Here is a 17,767-nt window from a genome sequence, read left to right as displayed (position 1 = left end):
GCGGCATTGCTGCGCGACTGGCTGGTATTTAACTGGCGAGTAACAAACGATCAGTGATCAGACTAGAGCGCGCGGCCCTGGTACGTAAGAGCCCGAGGCCCTTCCATTTCGCCCCGTCCGCGATGCGACCTTTACCGCGCCCCCACCGCCACACGGCCGAGGCGTCCGCCGGTCCGGGCGTGGCTGCTGTCCGGACACCAGAAGAGCGGACCCGACGCATGGAACGCAGGGGGCCCGCTGGGGTGATTCCGCAGACAGTTTCCCCGTCCTCACATCAACGCAAAAGCGCCCGTCCGTGGTGCGGACGGGCGCCTGTGCGACAGCTGCACGGCAACAGAGCCTGCTGTGCTGCAACAGATTCGGCGGCTTACGCAGATTTACTTCTTTGTTTTGCCCGCAGACTCGTCGCTGGAAAGTACGGCGATGAAGGCTTCCTGCGGCACCTCGACACTGCCGACCATCTTCATGCGCTTCTTTCCTTCCTTCTGCTTCTCCAGAAGCTTCCGCTTACGCGAGATGTCGCCGCCGTAGCACTTGGCGAGGACGTCCTTGCGGATGGCTCGGATCGTCTCGCGGGAGATGACCCGGGAGCCGATGGCGGCCTGAATGGGGATCTCGAAGGCCTGGCGCGGAATGAGCTCGCGCAGCTTGGCGACGAGCCGCACGCCGTACGCGTAGGCCGCGTCCTTGTGGGTGACGGCGGAGAAGGCGTCGACCCGGTCGCCGTGCAGCAGGATGTCGACCTTGACCAGGGCCGCGGACTGCTCGCCGGTGGGCTCGTAGTCCAGGGAGGCGTAACCGCGGGTCTTGGACTTCAGCTGGTCGAAGAAGTCGAAGACGATTTCCGCCAGCGGAAGCGTGTAGCGGATCTCGACGCGGTCCTCGGAGAGGTAGTCCATGCCGAGCAGGGTGCCGCGGCGGGTCTGGCAGAGCTCCATGATCGCGCCGATGAACTCGCTGGGGGCGAGGATCGTGGCGCGTACGACGGGCTCGTAGACGTCCGAGATCTTGCCCTCGGGGAATTCGCTCGGGTTGGTGACGATGTGCTCGCTGGTGTCCTCCATGACCACGCGGTAGACCACGTTGGGCGCCGTCGCGATGAGGTCGAGGCCGAACTCGCGCTCCAGGCGCTCACGGATCACATCGAGGTGCAGCAGGCCGAGGAAGCCGACACGGAAGCCGAAGCCGAGGGCCGCGGAGGTCTCCGGCTCGTACACCAGGGCGGCGTCGTTGAGCTGGAGCTTGTCCAGGGCTTCGCGCAGGTCCGGGTACTCGGAGCCGTCGACCGGGTAGAGGCCGGAGAAAACCATCGGCTTCGGGTCCTTGTAGCCGCCGAGCGCCTCTGTCGCCCCCTTGTTGAGGGAGGTGATGGTGTCGCCGACCTTGGACTGCCGGACGTCCTTCACACCGGTGATGATGTAGCCGACCTCGCCGACACCGAGACCGTCGGAGGCGGTCATCTCGGGCGAGGAGACACCGATCTCCAGCAGTTCGTGGGTGGCGCCGGTCGACATCATCCTGATGCGCTCGCGCTTGTTGAGCTGGCCGTCGACGACTCGAACGTACGTCACGACGCCGCGGTAGGAGTCGTAGACCGAGTCGAAGATCATCGCGCGGGCGGGGGCGTCCTTGACACCGACCGGGGCCGGTACGTCACGCACCACACGGTCGAGCAGCGCGTCCACGCCGACGCCGGTCTTCGCGGAGACCTTCAGGACGTCCTCGGGCTGGCAGCCGATGAGGTTGGCCAGTTCCTCGGAGAACTTCTCCGGCTGGGCGGCCGGCAGGTCGATCTTGTTGAGGACCGGAACAATCGCCAGGTCGTTCTCCATCGCGAGATAGAGGTTGGCGAGGGTCTGCGCCTCGATGCCCTGCGCGGCGTCCACCAGCAGGACGGTGCCCTCGCAGGCGGCCAGCGAGCGGGAGACCTCGTAGGTGAAGTCCACGTGGCCCGGGGTGTCGATCATGTTGAGGACGTGGGTGGTGCCCTTGTTCTCGCCCTCGGTGGGCGCCCAAGGGAGTCGTACCGCCTGGGACTTGATGGTGATGCCGCGCTCGCGCTCGATGTCCATCCGGTCGAGGTACTGGGCACGCATCTGCCGCTGGTCGACCACTCCGGTCAGCTGGAGCATCCGGTCGGCCAGCGTCGACTTGCCGTGGTCGATGTGCGCGATGATGCAGAAGTTGCGGAGTAGTGCCGGGTCGGTACGGCTCGGCTCGGGCACGTGGAGAGGAGTCGCGGGCACGCAGGGTCCTGATTCTTGAGAAGACGGCACCACGTGCTGTGGGACGGCGTGCGTCGGGCGCGCGCGTGCCTCGTTCTCGTCTCGGTCCGGAAGTGTGAAGTCTTCCCATGGTCCCACGAACGGGGACCAGCGGCCGGTTTGGGCCGGTCGGGGGACGGCTGGTAGCCTGGGCAGCTGTGTCTGGTGACCTTCACGGTCACCGGGCGCACATCGAGATCCAAATCGAACCTGTAAAGGCTCTTTCAGTGGCGAACATCAAGTCCCAGGTCAAGCGGAACAAGACGAACGAGAAGGCGCGCCTGCGTAACAAGGCCGTCAAGTCCTCGGTCAAGACCGCGGTGCGCAAGGCCCGCGAGGCCGTCGTCGCCGGCGACGTCGAGAAGGCCACTGTGGCCGTTCGCGACGCCTCCCGCGCGCTCGACAAGGCCGCGAGCAAGGGTGTCATCCACAAGAACGCCGCCGCCAACAAGAAGTCGGCGCTGGCTGCCAAGGTCGCCACCCTTCAGGGCTGAGCATCACCTCTGAAGCACTTGTAGTGAATCGTCGGAGTCAGGATTCAGCGGACCCTCTCTACCGCTCCTGACCCGACACCCCCGCCGCGCACCGAACGCGTTCGCCACGCGGGCGCGGTGGAAAACAGTTTGAACCGGAACCCCGGTCGTCGTCCTTCCCCAGGACGGGACCGGGGTTCTGGCGTTCGTGAACGTCGACGTTCACGAGTTTTGGCGTTCACAAGTTTTGACGTCCAGGGGTTCTGGCGTTCAGGGGTTCTGGCGTTCAAGGGCTACGTTTCCGGGTGGCCGCAGGGGCCGGATCCGCCCGCTACCGCGCGTTGCGCGCCCTGGCTGCCCGGGCCACCGCGACCACGGCCTTCTCCAGGGCGTACTCCGGGTCGTCGCCGCCGCCCTTCACTCCGGCGTCCGCCTCGGCGACCGCCCGCAGCGCGACCGCGACCCCGTCCGCCGACCAGCCGCGCATCTGCTGACGGACCCGGTCGATCTTCCACGGGGGCATGCCGAGGTCGCGCGCCAGGTCGCCGGGCCGCGCTCCGCGCGGGGCGGACGCGAGCTTGCCGATGGCGCGTACGGCCTGGGCGAGGGCGCTGGTGATCAGCACGGGGGCCACTCCCGTCGAAAGCGACCACCGCAGCGCTTCGAGTGCTTCGGCGGCCCGCCCTTCGACAGCCCGGTCGGCGACGGTGAAGCTGGAGGCTTCGGCGCGGCCTGTGTAGTACCGGCCGACGATCTCCTCGTCGATGGTGCCTTCGACGTCCGCGACCAGCTGGGAGACGGCACTGGCCAGCTCGCGCAGGTCACTGCCGATGGAGTCGACCAGTGCCTGGCCCGCCTCGGGCGTGGCCGAGCGGCCGAGCGCCCGGAACTCCGACCGGACGAACGACAGACGCTCGGCAGGCTTGGTGGTCTTGGGGCAGGCGACCTCGCGGGCTCCCGCTTTGCGGGCCGCGTCGAGCAGGCCCTTGCCCTTGGCTCCGCCGGCGTGCAGCAGGACAAGGGTGATCTCCTCGGCGGGGGCGCCGAGGTATTCCTTGACGTCTTTGATCGTGTCGGCGGTGAGGTCCTGTGCGTTGCGCACGACGACGACCTTGCGCTCGGAGAAGAGCGAGGGGCTGGTCAGCTCGGCGAGGGTGCCGGGCTCCAGCTTGTCGGGCGTGAGGTCGCGTACGTCGGTGTCGGCGTCGGCGGCGCGGGCAGCCGCCACGACCTGCTGCACCGCGCGGTCGAGGAGGAGGTCCTCCTGCCCCACGGCGAGGGTGACGGGGGCGAGCGGATCGTCGGTCGAATTCTTCCTGGTGGCCATCGCGGTCAAGCATCCCACGGGGCACTGACAGCGCCGTTACGGTGCCTCCAGCCACCCCTCGTACTCGGCGGCCAGCGCGTCCAGCGCCGAGGGGTCGAAGCGGCCGTCGGGGTCCTCGACCACCACCAGCCACTGCGCGTCCTCGGCGTCGTCCTCGCCCGCCAGCGCGTCCCTGACGAGCTGGGGTTCTTCCGCCGCCCCGAACCGGTCCGGCAACTCGCGCGCCACTTCCTCGGCGGCGTCCCGGTCCGGCAGCACCAACACATGTCGTACGTCGTTCACAGGACCATTGTCCGGTACGCGCATCAGGACGCCGGGGCGCCCATCACCTTGGGGATGATCTGGATGTCCAGCTCGACGGCGATGGAGGAACCGACGGCGGCGATGCCGTGGCCGAGCATGGTCTGCCAGGTGAGGGTGAAGTCCTCACGGTGCAGTTCGGCGGTGGAGTGGACGGCGGCGCGGGTTTCGCCCTGGAGGCCGTTGCCCATGCCGAGGTACTGGCTGTCCAGCGTGACGGTGCGGCTGACGCCGTGCAGGGTGAGCGCGCCACTGATCGCCCAGCGGCTGCCGCCGCGGTGCACGAAGCGGTCGCTGTAGAACTCCATCGTCGGGTAGTTCGCGACGTCGAAGAAGTCCTTGGAGCGCAGGTGGTCGTCGCGCATCTTGACGTTGGTGTCGATGGAGGCGGCGTCGATGATGACGTGCATGGCCGACTGGTCCATGCGCTCACCGATCCGCACGGCGCCCGCGAAGCTGTTGAACCGACCGCGGATGCGGGCCAGTCCGATGTGCCGGGCGGAGAAGCTGATCTGGGAGTGCATCAGGTCGATCTCCCACTCGCCGGGCTCGGGGAGCTGCGGCGGGGCGGCGATCTGGAGGGAGATGTCGCCGAGCCCCGCGTGGCCGCTCTCGGTGACGGTGGCGCTGCCGCGGTACGGGGTGAAGCCCTCGGCGGTGACGGCGAGCCGGTAGTCACCCGCGGGGACCGCTGCGACGAGGGTGCCGTACGGGTCGGTCTCACCGCCGACGATCTTGCGGCCCGCACCATCGGTGACGACGAACTCGGCCTGCCGCACGGGCTCGTTGACCGGGTCCAGGACCCGGCAACTGAGGACCCCGGCGGAGGGCGGTACGGAGAATCCGGCGAGTGGGTTGCTGTGGCCTGCGGTGGTCGGACGTCGGCCAAGCCAGCGGGAGATCATGAGGTGGGCACCCCCGTGCGAATGGTTGCTGCAGGGGCGCGCCGTGGCACGTCGAACCGCCCGGGGGCAGCGACCCTTTGACGAAAAAGCATTCGATCACTCATGGGGTGTTCGAGGCAAACGCGTGGCTCGGTGGCGAGATGCCACCCCCTGTCCGCAGAGGTCTGAATTGAGCATTCCGCTTAATCGTCTTCGCTGGTCACTGGCCCATTACCCGCAGTAGCACGAAGTTCGTGAAGTGAGATGCGGAGACCTCGTGGAGACTGCTTGAGAAGCCAGTTCACGGGCACACGAAAGGGTTGACCCGCGATCCGTGCCGTTCCGGGCACGGCTTGAATCAGCCCCCGCAAGTTCCCGTCCCCCTCCCCCGCCATCGCGTCATCTCCCGAGCGGCACCGCCTCCAGCCCGGCCCCGGAGCCGGTCACCGCGATCGCCCCGTCCCGGTCCGTGCGCAGCACTCTCGCGCCGAGGGAGGTGAGCGCGGCCAGGGCGGCGGGTGCGGGGTGGCCGTACGGGTTGTCGCGCCCCACAGGGACGAGAGCGAGACGGGGCGCCGTACGGCGGAGCAGGCCGGGGTCCTGGTGGGCCGAGCCGTGGTGGGCGACCTTGAGGACGTCGACCTGCGGGAGGCCGGGGAAGTTCCGTAACAGGGCCTGCTGGGCCGGTGGTTCGAGGTCGCCGGGCAGCAGGAGAGTCAGACCCGCCCCGCTGTCCCCCTGACCCGGAACCGGCTCCCCCGACGCACCGGCGGCGGACCCCTGGCCGGGTTCGGCGATCCGTACGAGCAGAGTCGTGCTCGCGTCGTTGGCCTCCTCGGGCGTGGGAACCGGGGGCGGGGGCGGCCAGATCACCTGCCAGTCGAGTGGTCCGATCCGGCGGCGCTCGCCCGGCCGGGAGACGGTCACCGCCACCCCTGCCGCTGCCGCGGTCCGGCGGACGAACGCAGCCTGTTCCCGGGGCTCCTGGAGCGAAGTGGTCCCGATGGCGCCGACCGCACGACCACGCAGCACCCCGGGCAGGCCGGACACGTGGTCAGCGTGAAAGTGGGTGAGGACCACCAGCGGAATGCGGGTGATGCCCAGTCGGCGCAGGCACCGGTCGGCCAGGGCGGGGTCAGGGCCCGCGTCCACGACGACCGCGGTGCCCGCCTCCCCGGTCGCGAGGACCGTCGTATCGCCCTGTCCGACGTCGCACAGCACCACTTTCCAGTCCGGCGGCGGCCAGCCGGTCAGGAACCCTGTGAGGGGCGGCGGGCGCAGGACGGCGAGCAGCAGGAGCAGTACGCCGCCGAGCACCGCCCAGGGGTGGCGGCGCGCCCGGTACAGGGCGAGCACCACCATCAGGGTCACGGCGGCCAGCAACAGCCCTCCCCGCCAGCCGCCGGGCCAGCCGATCTCCGCGCCGGGCAGTGCCGCCCCCGTCCTGGCGACCTCGGCGATCCAGTTGGTGGGCCACCCCGCCACCCGGGCGAGCAGTTCGGCGACGGGCATCGCCATCTGTGCCGTGGCCAGTGCGGCGAAGCCGAGGACGGTGGCCGGGGCGACGGCCAGTTCGGCGAGGAGGTTGCAGGGGATCGCCACCAGGCTGACCCGGGCCGCCATCACCGCGACCACCGGTGCGCACACCGCCTGTGCCGCGCATGCCGCGGCCAGCACCTCGGCGAGCCGGGGCGGCATCCCGCGCCGCTGCAGTGCGGCGCTCCAGACGGGGCCGAGAGTGAGCAGGGCGCCGGTGGCCAGTACGGACAGCAGAAATCCGTAACTCCGGGCCAGCCACGGGTCGTACAGCACCAGCAGCAGTACGGCGGCGGCCAGCGCCGGGATCAGCGACCTGCGCCGTCCGGTGCCGATGGCGAGCAGGGTGATCAGACCGCAGGCGGCGGCCCGCAGCACGCTGGGTTCCGGCCGGCACACGATCACGAAGGCGAGGGTGAGAGCCCCGCCGATCAGTGCGGTCATGCGGAGCGAGATCCCGAGCCGTGGTGCGAGGCCGCGCCGCTCCGCCCGCAGGGCCAGGCCTGGCGGCCCGATCAGGAGTGCCAGGACAATGGTGAGGTTGCTGCCGGAGACGGCGGTCAGATGCACCAGGTCAGTGGCGGCAAAGGCGTCGAGGAGGTCGGGTTCCATCCGGGAGGTGTCGCCGACGACCAGCCCCGGCAGCAGTGCGCGCGCATCGGACGGCAGTTCCTCGGTGGCCACCCGCAGGCCTGCCCTGAGCTCACCGGCCTTGCTCTGTACGGCAGTTGGCGGCCCGATGACGTCCGGGCCCCGGCTGCCGGGAACTCGCAGTACGGCGGCGATCCGGTCACCGTCCGGCCGCGGTGGCGCCAGCCTGGCTCCGGTCACCCGGAGCCGGGTGGAGGGCAGCAACGTCAGCCAGCGGGCGGTGGGTCCGCGCACCGGCGCGAGGACGAGGACCGGTGTCCGGGCGGCGGTGACCGCTCCGTCGGCGGTGGTGATCCTGGTGAGTTCGGCGTTCAGAACCACGGACCGGGGCGCCGTCCGGTCGCCACGCACGCGCGGCCGGGTCAGCCTGGGGTCGCCGGTGACCGTGAGCTCCACCGTCACCTGGGCGCGTTTACGGGCCAGTTCGGGCACCGGCCCACGGTGAAGATCGGCCGAGTGCAGCGCTGCCGACGCGGTGGCCGCGGCGGCGCAGAGCAGCACGGTGAGGAGAGCGGTGGCGTGCCGGGGGCGTCCACGAGGGCCGTCGGGGCGGGTGGTGGGGTCTCCGCCGGAAGGAGTGGTGGAGCGCACGCCGGATGCGGTGGTGGCCTGAGCATCGGTGACCCCGAGGGGAGGGGGGACACCTTGGCCGGCGGAGTGAGCCGCGGCTCGACTGCCGGGGCGGTCCACGGGGCGGTCCACCGGCCGGGCCGCAGGTCGGACCACCGGCCGGGCCGTGGGGCGGCGGGCCGGCACCAGCCCCACGACCAGTGCTCCTGCCAGGAGCACCGCGAGCAGTGCCACCGCCCCGTCCGCCGCCTCGCCCACGGTCAGTGCGGCCGCAGCCCAGGCCGCCAGCGCCGGAGGCACCAGACGAAGGTCGGGCGGACCCTCCTGCCGCGGATCCGAGGCCCCGAGCCGGTGCCCCGAGGCTGCGTGAACCGCCGCCCTGGCGGGGCGCGTTGCCCGCCCCAAGGGCACCGAACCGGTATCAGGGGCCGTCCGGCCCACACCCGCCGCACCGCGCCAGGACCCCTCCCCGCCCGCACCGTCCGCGCCCTTCACGGCCGTACCAACTGCTGAAGATCCGTGAAGCGACGGTCACCGATTCCGTTGACCTCGCGCAGCTCTTCCACCGAGCGGAAACCGCCGTGCTGGGTGCGGTAGTCGACGATGTGGCGGGCCAGGACCGGGCCGACGCCCGGCAGGGTGTCGAGCTGTTCCACGGTCGCGGAGTTGAGACTGACGGGTGCGGTGGGTGAGGCGCCACCTGGGCCCGCCCCGCCCCCTACGGCAGGTGCGGCGGGCGCGGGGCCGCCCACCACGACCTGTTCCCCGTCGGTGAGCACCCGGGCCCGGTTGAGCCCGCCGACGTCCTTGCCGCGTTTGACCCCGCCCGCCATGCGTAGCGCGTCGGCGACCCGGGATCCGGCGGGCAGCCGGTGCACCCCGGGCCGCCGTACCTCACCACTCACATCGACGACCACCACCGCGCCCCCCGGAGCCTGCACCGGCACCTGGGGCCCGGACGGCAGCGTCCCCGCCGCCGACGGACCGAAGGGCGGGGCCGGTACGCGCGGCACGCTCGACCGGGGTGCCACGGGTCCGGCCACTCCCACCGTCTCCGGCGGCCGTACGGACTCCGGACGTCCGGTCCAGAAGTGGTGGAGAGCGAAGCCCGCAGACACCACCAGGACGGCGGCAAGCGCCCCCACGGTCCTGGGCTCCATCCCGCACCTGACCTGCACCCACACCGGCACCCGCTCCCGCGTGGCGGTCCACGCCCGGCGCAGCCCGCCGATTCCGCGCAGCCCGCCGACGGGGATGGTGGGGATGGCGGGAGGAGCCGCAGGAGTACGTACAGGAGCCGGTGACACGGGAGTTGACGGCCTGGAGGTTGGTGACACCGGAACCGGGGCCGGTGCGGGCGCCCGGGGCACCCCGATCCGTGGCGGCGCGACCGTCGGCGCGACCACCGGTGGAACGGCAACCGGTGGCGCGGCAGCCTGAGCCGCCGGCATCGACGCTCCCGCCGCCCGCGCCAGGACGCCCGGAGTCGCCAGAACACGCGTCATCACCGCAGGCAGTACGAAGAGCGCGTCCGCCCGCCGCCGGGACACAGCCGCAGCGGCGGCCCGGGCAGCCGCCCCGCGTCTGCCGCGCCCCGTCCCCGACGAGGCGCGGGGCCCCGAACGGGAAGCGAACCCCGCCCGGGAAACCAACCCGGCCCGGGAGGCGGAAGAGAAGGTACGACCGGGCGTGCGGCCCGGTCCTGTCGTTTCGTTGCGTGATCGCAGAGTCATGCGCCTGACGGTAGGCACATCGGCCCAAGCTTGTGGATCTTGGTCAATTCCTGTGGATAAACTGCGAGTTGTGGATAACTCGGTCACTCGCGAGGGTCACTCATAAGGGGCCTTCTCCGGATGCAAAGGAGTGGCTCACCGGCAGGAACCACTCAGCGCGGCGAGACCACAGCCCCCAGCAGCCCGGGCCCGGTGTGCGCCCCGATCACCGCACCCACCTCGCTGACATGCAGATCCGCCAGCCCGGGCACTCTCTCCCGCAGCCGGTGCGCCAGCGCCTCGGCCCGCTCGGGTGCCGCCAGGTGATGGACGGCGATGTCCACCCGCCGCTCACCCGCCCGCTCGACCACGAGCTCCTCCAGCCGGGCGATCGCCTTGGAGGCCGTACGCACTTTCTCCAGCAGCTCGATCCGCCCGTCGTTGAGGGCGAGCAGCGGCTTCACCGCGAGGGCCGAGCCCAGCAGCGCCTGCGCGGCCCCGATCCGGCCGCCGCGCCGCAGATAGTCCAGGGTGTCGACGTAGAAGTACGCGGCCGTCTCCTCGGCGCGCTTCTCCGCCGCCGCCACCGCCTCGTCGACCGTTCCGCCCGCCTCGGCCACCTCCGCAGCCGACAGGGCGCAGAAGCCGAGCGCCATCGCGACCATCCCGGTGTCCACCACCCGCACCGGTACGGAAGCCTCGCGCGCGGCGAGGACGGCGGCGTCGTAGGTGCCGGAGAGTTCGGCCGGCAGGTGCAGCGAGACGATCCCGGTGGCCCCGGCCTCGGCAGCCGCCCGGTATGTCGCGGCGAACATCTCGGGGCTCGGCCGGGAAGTGGTCACCGAACGCCGCTTCTGGAGCGCCTGGGCGAGCGAACGGGCAGAGATCTCGGTGCCCTCTTCGAGCGCCTGGTCGCCGAGGACGACGGTCAGCGGCACCGCGGTGATGCCGTGCCGCTCCATCGTCGGGTGCGGCAGGTAAGCCGTTGAATCGGTGACGATCGCGACATGGCGTGACATGTAGCGGGAGGTTACCCGCAGGCGAAGCACGGCGGCAGTCCGCCCCTCCCAACCGGCCACCGCCCGGCCGGATCCGGGTCTCAGCCGGCAAACCTGCGGTCAGGCGGTACGCCCGTGATCAGGTGGTACGCCCGTGATCAGGTGGTGCTCTCGGGGCGCGGTGCCTTCTGCCACGGGTAGGGGGCCTGCCGCTGCGGGTCGCGGGCGGTGATCGCCTGCGGCCCGGAATCGGCAGCCTTCCGCTCTTCGGTACCGGAAACACCGGAGGTGCCGTTCGCGCCCGTCACCCCGTCACCCGGCTCCGCCCAGGTGCGCGACGGCCCCTGCGCAGCTGCCCCCGGGGCGTCGTCCGGATCCACCGCCGCCCAGTGCCGCAGCGCCCCGGACTCCATCCGGATCTGCTCGCTCAGCGAGGCCAGGTCGTCGTCGGCGAACTTCCGCGCCCGGTCCCGTACCGCCCAGCGCAGCGAGTCCGCGGAGTGCACGACCTGTTCCGTACGCTCCCTCAGCTCCGGGATCCGCTCGGCGGCGCGCGCCTTGTCCGGGTCCCGCTCCAGGCGCCGCAGCTCGTCGTCCAGCTGATGGCCGTACTCGCTCAGCCGCTCGAACAGGGCGACCGACTCCGACAGCGAGGCATCCACCGTCACGCCCGTCGCCAACGCCTCCTGGGTGGCTCGCATCGACGTACGCAGCGAGAGGCGCAGCTGGGCGAGCTCGCTGCCCATGCCCACCTGGCCGTAACTCTTCGCACGCAGTGTGGTGTCCTCGACGGTGCGCCTGGCCTGGGTGATCGTGCGGTCCACCCCGCGACGGGCGGCGCCGACCGCCTTCACCGTGCCGTACACCCCCAACGCAACGACCACGAAGAACAACAGCGCCATGATGATGACGACAGCTTCCATGACGCCCCTCCGTGAGAGAACCGAACAACCACCGGACGTGTGGACCGGTTCTTCCACCGTAAACGGAGAGGACAGGTTGAAGGTTCCATCGGAACCCCCAACCTGCCCGTAGGGGAAAGCCCTCAGCCACCGTCACCGCCGTCGCCTCCGGGGTGCGAATACTCCCCGATCATGCGATTCAGCCCGTTACGCCGGCCCGGCAAACACCCGTCACGTCACGCCGGAACAATGTTCACCAGCTTGGGCGCCCTGACGATCACCTTGCGGATCTCCGCACCGCTCAGCGCCGCGACGACGGCCGGGTCGGCCAGCGCCAGCTTCTCCAGCTCCTCGTCGCCGATCGACGGCGAAATCTCCAGACGCGCCTTGACCTTGCCCTTGACCTGGACCACGCAGGTCACGGTCTCGTCCACGACGTACGCCGGGTCCGCCACCGGGAAGTCCCGGTGCACCACGGTGTCGCTGTGCCCCAGCTTGCGCCACAGCTCCTCACCGATGTGCGGGGCCAGCGGCGCGACCAGCAGCACCAGCGACTCGGCGACGGAACGGGAAACCGGGGCGCCCGTCTTCGTCAGGTGGTTGTTCAGCTCGGTGATCTTCGCGATCGCCGTGTTGAAGCGCATGCCGGCCATGTCCTGGCCGACGCCGTCGATCGCCTTGTGCAGGGCACGCAGGGTTTCCTCGTCCGGCTCGGTGTCGACGACGGTGGTCTCGCCCGTCGTCTCGTCGACGACGTTGCGCCACAGCCGCTGCAGCAGCCGGTACTGGCCGACGACCGCGCGGGTGTCCCACGGGCGTGACACATCCAGCGGGCCCATCGCCATCTCGTACAGGCGCAGGGTGTCCGCGCCGTACTCGGCGGAGATCTCGTCCGGAGTGACGGCGTTCTTCAGGGACTTGCCCATCTTGCCCAGGACGCGGCTGACCTTCTCGCCCTGGTGGTAGAAGGCGCCGTCGCGCTCCTCGATCTCGGCCGCGGGCACCGCGATACCGCGGGAGTCGCGGTAGACGAAGGCCTGGATCATGCCCTGGTTGTACAGCTTGTGGAACGGCTCGGAGGAGGAGACGTGCCCCAGGTCGAACAGCACCTTCGACCAGAAACGGGCGTACAGCAGGTGCAGCACCGCGTGCTCCGCACCGCCGACGTACAGGTCGACGCCGCCGTGCGGCATACCCTCACGCGGGCCCATCCAGTACTGCTCAATGGCCGGGTCGACCAGCTTCTCGCTGTTGTGCGGGTCCAGGTAGCGCAGCTCGTACCAGCAGGAACCGGCCCAGTTGGGCATGGTGTTGGTCTCGCGGCGGTACTTCTTGGGGCCGTCACCCAGGTCCAGGGTGACGTTCACCCAGTCCTGGTTGCGCGACAGCGGCGTCTCGGGCTGTGCGGTGGCGTCCTCGGGGTCGAAGGTGCGCGGCGAGTAGTCCTCGACCTCGGGCAGCTCCAGCGGCAGCATCGACTCGGGCAGCGAGTGGGCGATGCCGTCCTCGTCGTAGACGATCGGGAAGGGCTCGCCCCAGTAGCGCTGACGGCTGAACAGCCAGTCGCGCAGTCGGAAGTTGACCGTGCCCTCGCCGATGCCCTCGGCGGCCAGCCACTCGGTGACCTTCACCTTGGCGTCGTCCACGCCCAGGCCGTCCAGCGAGATCGCGTCGTTGGCGGAGTTGACCAGCTTCGCGTCGTACGAGACGAACGCGTCGTCCCACTCCGCCGCGTCCAGCGAGCGTCCGTCGGACGGTTCGACAACACAGCGCATCGGCAGCTCGAAAGCGCGCGCAAAGGCGAAGTCGCGGCCGTCGTGCGCCGGAACGGCCATGATGGCGCCGGTTCCGTAGCCCATCAGCACATAGTCAGCGATGAAGACAGGGGCCTTCTCGCCGCTGACCGGGTTGATTGCGTAAACACCGGTGAAGACGCCTGTCTTCTCCTTGGCGTCGGCCTGCCGCTCCACATCGGACTTGGCGGCGGCCTGCTTGCGGTACGCGGCCACGGCCTCGGCCGGAGTGGCGTGTCCACCGGTCCAGACGTCGTGGGTGCCCTCGGGCCAGGCGGCCGGAACGATGTCCGGAACCAGGTCGTGCTCGGGCGCCAGCACCATGTACGTCGCGCCGAACAGAGTGTCCTGCCGGGTCGTGAAAACAGTGATGTTCCGCGCAGAACCGTCCGCGAAATCGGCGTCAACAGCGAAATCAACGCGTGCGCCTTCGCTGCGGCCGATCCAGTTGCGCTGCTGCAGCTTGATCGCCTCGGGCCAGTCCAGTCCGTCCAGATCGTCGATCAGCCGGTCCGAGTAGGCCGTGATGCGCATGTTCCACTGACGCAGCTTGGCCTTGAAGACGGGGAAGTTACCGCGCTCGGAACGGCCGTCGGACGTCACTTCCTCATTGGCCAGTACGGTGCCCAGGCCCGGCGCCCAGTTCACCGGCGCGTCCGAGGCGTACGCCAGCCGGTACTCACTCAGTACGTCGGCGCGCTCGGCAGCGTCCAGCGCGGCCCAGGAACGGCCGTCGGACAGCGCACGCGCGCCGTTCTCGAACTGTGCGACCAGTTCCGTGATCGGGCGGGCCTTCTGCGCGTCCGCGTCGTACCAGGAGTTGAAGATCTGGACGAAGATCCACTGTGTCCACTTGTAGTAGTCGGCGTCGATCGTCGCGAACGAGCGGCGCTTGTCGTGGCCCAGGCCCAGTCGGCGCAGCTGGCGCTTCATGTTGTCCATGGCGGCCTCGGTGGAGACGCGCGGGTGCGTGCCGGTGGCGACGGCGTGCTGCTCGGCGGGCAGGCCGAAGGCGTCAAAGCCCAGCGTGTGCAGCACGTTGTGGCCGGTCATCCGCTGGTGGCGGGCGTGCACATCGGTGGCGATGTAGCCCAGCGGGTGGCCGACGTGCAGACCCGAACCGGAGGGGTACGGGAACATGTCCATGATGAACTTCTTGGGCTTGGCGGCCAGCTCCGCGTCGCCCGACAGGTCTCCGTCGCCCGGGTTGGGCGCCTCGTAGGTGCCTTCGGCGTCCCAGAAGTCCTGCCAGCGTGCCTCGATGTCGGCGGCCATGGCTGCCGTGTAGCGGTGCGCTGCGGCCACCTCGGCGGCGGCAGCGGAATTCGTCTCGCTCATGATTTTTGAAGCTCCATCGATTCGTCTCTGCCCACGGAAATGAAAAAGCCCCTCGCACAGGAGGGGACGCCGCGCCGATGCCGACCAGGTGTTTTCACCGGTCGGTACTGATCAGCGCGGCTCACTAAGCAGAAGGCGTACGGCACGCATGGCGTCAGGGTACCGCACGGGCTGCGCGGGCCGCATCGAGCAGATGCCGCGACGGCGTACCCCAGACATGCCATGCCGGCGTACGGCAGACCGTTCGGCGGCCTCGCACACCTCTCCCGCCCGCGCAGCGCGGACCGTACCCGCCCCCGCCGCCCCCGTGGCGCCGAACCGCCAAACCTCCCACCACCCCGCACCACCCCGCCTAGCCTCCCGCCACGGGACCACATTCCCGCGACCCCCGGAGTCCTCCCCCATGAACTCGGCACCTCGGCACCCCGCACCCCCCGCGAAGTCCAGCAGTTCGCGCCCACTCCCCCGCATCCTGCTGACCGCGGCCTTACCCGCGCTCCCCCTCCTCGCGATACTCGGCGGAGAGGAATTGCGCACCGCTCTCGACTTCACCAGCGGTGTCCTGGCGCTGATCTCCCTCACCGCGGCCGTCGCCTGGGGCCTGCTCGCCACCGACCGGCTGCTGCTGCGCCCCCGCCACCGGCTGATCGCCCAGGCGGTGCACCGGACGACCTCGGTCGCCTCGCTCAGCTTCCTGCTGCTGCACCTCACGGTGAAGGTCGCCCTCGGCCACGTGTCGCTACTGGCGGCCCTGCTGCCGTTCGCGGGCGGTCTCTCGGGGACGGCCACACTCATCGGACTCGGCTCGCTGGCCGGGCTGCTGATGGTGGTCGCCGCCACCACGGGCGCGCTGCGCAGCGCCTTCGCCTCCCCCGGTGGCGTTCCCGGCCGCTGGCGGACACTGCACATGCTGGCCTACCCGGCCTGGTGCGCGGGCCTGCTGCACGGCCTGTTCACCGGGCGTCCCGCCGACGGCTGGGTCGTCGCGATGTACGCCCTGTGCCTGGCCGCGGTGACCGGGGCGCTCTGCCTGCGGCTGCTTCCGGCCCGCCTCAAGCGCCACATTGTCGCCGGCAGCCTGCCGCCGGCCCCGTCCGCTCGCCCCACCGGGCGTCCGTCTGCCGGCGTACCCCCGTTCCTGCCCGTTCCGCAGCAGCGCCTTCCGCTCGACGCGCGGCCGTACGCCGCCCCGTCCCCGTCCGCGCCCCGGCACGCGCACACCCGCACTGGAGACCGCCGTTGACTCCCCACAGCTCCGCCCACCAGAGCGACAGCCCCCGCAACACCCCCCTTCCCGACGTCCCCCACGTCCTCACCCTCGGCCTGCCCCACCTCACCGCGGGTTTCGACGTCGCCGCCCGCCTGGACCTTTCCGCCCATCTCAAGGTGCACGGCCCGCTCGCCCCCGTCACCGGCGACCATTTGGCCGCACTCGCCGAGGACATTCAGCTGCTGGGCAAGGGCGGTGCGGGCTTCCCTTTCGCCCGGAAGTTACGGGCGGTGTCCAAGGCCGCCGTCCGCCGGGGGGTGCTGCCGGTGGTCGTCGTCAACGCCAGTGAGGGCGAACCGGCCTGCCGCAAGGACACCGTGCTGCTCAACCGCGCCCCGCACCTCGTCCTGGACGGCGCTTTGCTCGCCGCCGAAGCACTCGGCGCCCGCACCCTGATCGTGGCCGTCACCCGCGACTCCACGGAGGCGTCGCTGCGGGACGCCTTCACCGAGCGAGGCCTGACCGATCGCCGTATCCGCAACAGGGGAATCCGCGCCCGCGTCCTGCGCACCCCCGAGCGCATGGTCTCCGGCGAAGCCTCCGCCGTGGTCCGCGCCGCCAACGGTGGCCCCGCCCTGCCCCCCGGCCGCCGCGAACGCGCCGCCGAATCCGGAGTCGCCGGCGCCCCCACCCTCCTCTCCAACGCCGAGACGTACGCCCAGCTCGCCGTCGCCGCCCGTCTCGGCCCGCACCGCTACTCCCGCACCGGGGTCCCCGACGAACCCGGCACCGTCCTGCTGACTCTGTCCGGCGCCCTCCCCCAGCCACTGGTCGTCGAGGTCCCCTCGGGTGTCCCCCTCGGCCACGTCCTCCAGGTCGCGGGCGCCCCGCCCGTCCCTCAGGGCGTGCTGACCGGCGGCTATCACGGCAGTTGGATCGACGCGAACGCCGCACACGACGCGGCCGTCTCCCGCGCCTCGCTGGCCTCCTTCGGCGGCTCGCTGGGCGCGGGTGCGCTGCTACCGATCAGCGACGACACCTGTGCGCTCGGTGAATCCCTGCGCGTCGCCAACTGGCTGGCCGCCGAGACCGCGGGCCAGTGCGGCCCTTGCAAACTGGGCCTGCCGGCCGCCGCCGGCAGCCTCTCCGACGTACTCGACGGAGGCGGCCAGGCGGCCCTGGAATCCCTGCGAGAGGTGGCGCAGGCGGCGAACGGGCGGGGCGCCTGCAAACACCCCGACGGCTCGGTCCGTTTTCTGCTCTCCACCCTGAACGCCTTTACGGACGACCTGGCCGCCCACGTCCTGGGCGGCGGCTGCGGCCGCCCCACCCTCGGCGTCCTGCCACTGCCGGGCGTCCCCCCGCGCGGCAAGGTCTCGATCGGCAACGAGAAGCTGGCCGTCGACTGGACCCTGTGCCAGGGCCACGGCCTGTGCGCGGACGTCGTCCCGGAGTTGATCCGGCTCGGCCACGACGGATATCCGGCGTTGGCGGACGCCTCCGTACCCCTGCACCTGCGTGATCGCGCCCAGCGTGCGGTACGCCGCTGCCCCGCGCTGGCACTGCGCGTCGAGCAGATTCCCGCCGGGCGCCCTGCTCCGTCCCCCCGCAAGGCCCTTGACCGGCGCCGCGGTTGAGAGACGTCAACAGTTGAGGAACGTCAGTTGTTGAGGAACGTCGGCGGTTGAGGAACGTCAACACATACAAAGAAGCGGGGGGGGGGGGGGGGGGGGGGGGGGGGGGGGGGGGGGGGGGTTGTTGGGGTTGGTTGTGAGTTGGTGTCGGGAAGCGGAGGGGGGGGGGGAACAC

Annotated in this window: 12 protein-coding genes; 3 read left to right on the top strand and 9 right to left on the bottom strand. The window is 70.8% G+C overall.

Going from position 1 to position 17,767, the window contains the following annotated elements; translation table 11 throughout:
- Window positions 1–377 precede the first annotated feature (377 nt).
- Complete coding sequence (gene lepA / locus ACIA73_RS17535; protein WP_399439400.1) at window positions 378–2,246, bottom strand: translation elongation factor 4; 1,869 nt, start codon at window positions 2,244–2,246, stop codon at window positions 378–380.
- A gap of 245 nt (window positions 2,247–2,491) precedes the next feature.
- Here lepA and rpsT point away from each other — a divergent pair, with 245 nt between their 5' ends.
- Window positions 2,492–2,758 (top strand): 30S ribosomal protein S20, encoded by a 267-nt coding sequence (gene rpsT / locus ACIA73_RS17530; protein WP_399439399.1) that lies wholly within the window; start codon window positions 2,492–2,494, stop codon window positions 2,756–2,758.
- A gap of 310 nt (window positions 2,759–3,068) precedes the next feature.
- Here the strand turns inward: rpsT and holA are convergent, their stop codons facing one another.
- The 8 genes from holA to leuS all read right to left on the bottom strand — a co-directional run bounded on the left by holA (window position 3,069) and on the right by leuS (window position 14,748).
- The gene (gene holA / locus ACIA73_RS17525; RefSeq protein ID WP_399439398.1) at window positions 3,069–4,064 is read right to left on the bottom strand and encodes a DNA polymerase III subunit delta; all 996 of its coding nucleotides are present in this window, start codon (window positions 4,062–4,064) and stop codon (window positions 3,069–3,071) included.
- A 36-nt stretch (window positions 4,065–4,100) separates the two neighbouring features.
- Window positions 4,101–4,346 carry a hypothetical protein gene (locus ACIA73_RS17520; protein WP_399439397.1) on the bottom strand — a complete coding sequence of 82 codons (246 nt, stop codon included), beginning with the start codon at window positions 4,344–4,346 and terminating at the stop codon, window positions 4,101–4,103.
- Window positions 4,347–4,369: 23 nt separating this feature from the next.
- Window positions 4,370–5,269, bottom strand: a complete 900-nt coding sequence (locus ACIA73_RS17515) for a YceI family protein (protein ID WP_399439396.1) — start codon at window positions 5,267–5,269, stop codon at window positions 4,370–4,372.
- Between the two features lie 378 nt (window positions 5,270–5,647).
- A complete protein-coding gene (locus ACIA73_RS17510; RefSeq protein ID WP_399439395.1) occupies window positions 5,648–8,410 on the bottom strand; it encodes a ComEC/Rec2 family competence protein in 2,763 nt (920 codons plus the stop codon).
- A gap of 86 nt (window positions 8,411–8,496) precedes the next feature.
- Complete coding sequence (locus ACIA73_RS17505; protein WP_399439394.1) at window positions 8,497–9,312, bottom strand: helix-hairpin-helix domain-containing protein; 816 nt, start codon at window positions 9,310–9,312, stop codon at window positions 8,497–8,499.
- A 578-nt stretch (window positions 9,313–9,890) separates the two neighbouring features.
- The gene (locus ACIA73_RS17500; RefSeq protein ID WP_399439393.1) at window positions 9,891–10,736 is read right to left on the bottom strand and encodes a DegV family protein; all 846 of its coding nucleotides are present in this window, start codon (window positions 10,734–10,736) and stop codon (window positions 9,891–9,893) included.
- Window positions 10,737–10,873: 137 nt separating this feature from the next.
- The gene (locus ACIA73_RS17495; protein ID WP_399439392.1) at window positions 10,874–11,638 is read right to left on the bottom strand and encodes a hypothetical protein; all 765 of its coding nucleotides are present in this window, start codon (window positions 11,636–11,638) and stop codon (window positions 10,874–10,876) included.
- A 215-nt stretch (window positions 11,639–11,853) separates the two neighbouring features.
- On the bottom strand, window positions 11,854–14,748 hold the full coding sequence (gene leuS, locus ACIA73_RS17490; protein ID WP_399439391.1) for a leucine--tRNA ligase: 2,895 nt from the start codon (window positions 14,746–14,748) through the stop codon (window positions 11,854–11,856).
- Between the two features lie 403 nt (window positions 14,749–15,151).
- Here leuS and ACIA73_RS17485 point away from each other — a divergent pair, with 403 nt between their 5' ends.
- Window positions 15,152–15,991, top strand: coding sequence for a hypothetical protein (locus tag ACIA73_RS17485; protein WP_399439390.1), 840 nt, complete (start codon window positions 15,152–15,154; stop codon window positions 15,989–15,991).
- Window positions 15,988–17,595 carry an NADH-ubiquinone oxidoreductase-F iron-sulfur binding region domain-containing protein gene (locus tag ACIA73_RS17480; RefSeq protein WP_399439389.1) on the top strand — a complete coding sequence of 536 codons (1,608 nt, stop codon included), beginning with the start codon at window positions 15,988–15,990 and terminating at the stop codon, window positions 17,593–17,595. The genes ACIA73_RS17485 and ACIA73_RS17480 overlap by 4 nt, the downstream gene beginning before the upstream one ends.
- Window positions 17,596–17,767: the final 172 nt, after the last annotated feature.

Origin of the sequence: Streptomyces sp. NPDC051561 (assembly GCF_044454195.1) — a bacterium.
Taxonomy (GTDB): Bacteria; Actinomycetota; Actinomycetes; order Streptomycetales; family Streptomycetaceae; genus Streptomyces.
The sequence above is the reverse complement of the archived record's forward strand: the minus strand, read 5'-3'. Positions and strand labels throughout refer to the sequence as shown.